Consider the following 2,407-nt stretch of genomic DNA (forward strand, 5'->3'; position numbering starts at 1 on the left):
CTCCAGGGTGGGGACGAGGGAGACGTTCTCCACGCGGGTGCGGTAGCAGGCCCGGTCGCTGCTGCTGGCGATGGGCAGCGGGACGACGGAGTAGCCGTAGCCGCGCTCGCGGTGGAAGTCGCGGTCGGCGCTCAGGGGGTCGCCGTGGGCTTCGACCTCGGCGACGTTGGTGAGGCCGTCGCGGTCGCTGTCGAGCAGGTCCTCGGGGACGAGTGGGTTGGTCTGCGACAGGGCCTCCACGAGGTCCGGCAGGCCGTCGCCGTCGGTGTCGCCCACGCAGCCGTCGGTGCCGAGCACGCGCTCCTCGCAGTCGTTGAGGCGGTCGCCGTCGGTGTCCTGCACCACGCTGCAGCCGTTGATGATGTCCACGACGAGGGGGTCCAGGCCCATGCGCAATTCGACGCCGTCCATGAGGCCGTCCTGGTCGCTGTCGGGGATGATGGGGTCCAGGCCGAGCGCGCGCTCGTCGTCGTCACCGATGCCGTCGCCATCGCTGTCGGCGAGCATCTGGCCGTCGCGCACCTGGACGTTGCGGTTGAAGGCGACGAAGCGCTTGAGCTTGAGTGCGTTGTCGAGCGAGCCGTAGTCCAGCCGCGCGAGCGCGTTGGGCAGGCCGGCGAAGTCGGTCTCCACCGGCTCGCTGCCGCCCGCGTTGGCGATGGCGGCCACCTGGAGGCGGGTGACGGGGTCCGGCGTGGCGCCGCGCACGTAGACGGGCTGGATGCTGACCTCGCCCGCGCCGAACTGCTCCGCGAGCGCCTTGAGCTCCCCCGCCACGGCGGTCAATTCGCACTGGCTGCACGCCGCATTGCAGTTGGCCTGGGCCGCCGGGGTCGCGTTGCAGCCGGAGGCCTCCGCCAGCGCGGTGCAGCGACTATCGATGCCGATGTTGTACGCCGGGTTGTCGCAGCTCACGTCCGAGCTGCGGATGACGGGCACCACGATGTAGCGCGTGCGCGCGACCTCGCCCCGGCAGGAGGCCTGCATGTCGCCGGACATCAGGCTCTTGGCCAGCCGCAGCGCGGAGCGGATGCTGATGGGGCCCTGCTGCTGGTAGCTGGCGTAGCGCGGAAGGACGGCCTGGAAGGTGGCCGCGTCGGCGAAGCTGCCCTGCAGGCCGGTGGCCACCGAGTGGAAGGCCACGAGCCCGAAGCGCATCTGCGGGCCGGTGAAGCGCGAGGTGAGCGTCGTGAGCCCGTCCACCGCGTAGCCCACCAGCTCCGTCTCCACGCCGGTGCCGCCCTGGAGGGCGAAGATGACCTTCACGGGGAACGCGTCGCCGGTGGCCTCGGGGACGCAGACGTCCCCCTCGAAGCTGGCGCGGTCCCGGGAGCCGCCCGCGCGAGCGTCGAGCGCGTACAGGCCCGCGTCGGAGCACGAGAGCAACAGGGCTGGCAACAAAGCGGGAACGAGGCGCCAGGCGACCCGGGGGGAGGAACGCATTCGTTGGATTGTAGACCCCAGCCACCCCATCCGACGCAAGCGACGCGAGGAATGAGGCCGCGCGAGGACGCGCAATCAGGACCGACATTTCGTTCGGGCGCGGAAACGCGGGCGCGCTTTCTCCTCACAGCGTGAGCAGGTAGGCAACCAGGTCGTCACGCTCTTCCGGCGTGAGCGCCAGCGCATCGCCGTGCTTCAGGCCGGGAGTCTCCAGGAGCGTGCGCAGCGGGAAGCGGGAGCCCACCACGAGCCGGTCCTCCTGCACCGCGTAGCCCGCGGTGGCGCTCGTGAGCAGCGGCCACACGTCCCACGTTCCTACCAGGGAGGGCGGTGCCGCGCCCGTCACCAGGTGCTGCTGCTCCAGGCGCAGCGGCAGCGCCACCGGCGTGCCCACGTCCTGGTACTGCCCCCGGGTCGAGGGGTCCTGATCCAGGGTGAACAACGGTGCGGGGTGGCAGGTCACGCACCGGGCCCGGCCCTCGAACAGCGCCCGGCCCTTCGCGGGGTGCCCGCTCCGTCCGTCCGGCAGCGCCACCGTCTCCAGCGGCGCCCCGTCCGCGCCGCGGTAGGGGTTGGGCGGCGTGGGCAGCAGGGACGAGAAGAGGGCCAGGGCCTCCACCTCGGAGGGGAGCGGATCCGGGTTGTGGTAGCGGTTGCGCCCGCCCACCGTGTCCGCCGTCTCCGCGAGGCTGCGCGTGCTCGCGGGCGTGAAGTAGGGCGGCGTGTCCCGGCTGCCCAGCACCGTCGTGGAGCGGTAGATGCGCATGGGCCGCGTCTTCTCGAAGAAGACGCCGCCGGTGTGCCCTTCCAGGTGGCACGCGTCGCAGCTCATCCCGGTGCGGCCCACGTCGGAGTAGTAGAGGACCTGGCCCAGCCGGCGCTGCTCGCGCGGGCGCACGTCCACCACCGGCCACTGGCGCAGCACCTGTGCCCGGCCCGCCCGCGCCTCGCGCACGTCCACCAC

1 protein-coding gene and 1 pseudogene are annotated in these 2,407 nt (G+C 72.2%); both read right to left on the reverse strand.

The window, feature by feature from the left end; all coding sequences use genetic code 11:
- Positions 1-1,443: calcium-binding protein (locus tag D7V93_RS41825; RefSeq protein ID WP_120648538.1), on the reverse strand; the 1,443-nt coding region annotated here is incomplete at its 3' end.
- Positions 1,444-1,567: 124 nt separating this feature from the next.
- Positions 1,568-2,407, reverse strand: a pseudogene (locus D7V93_RS41830) (MtsA protein); the annotation flags it as partial.

Source organism: Corallococcus llansteffanensis, assembly GCF_003612055.1.
GTDB classification, from domain to species: Bacteria; Myxococcota; Myxococcia; order Myxococcales; family Myxococcaceae; genus Corallococcus; species Corallococcus llansteffanensis.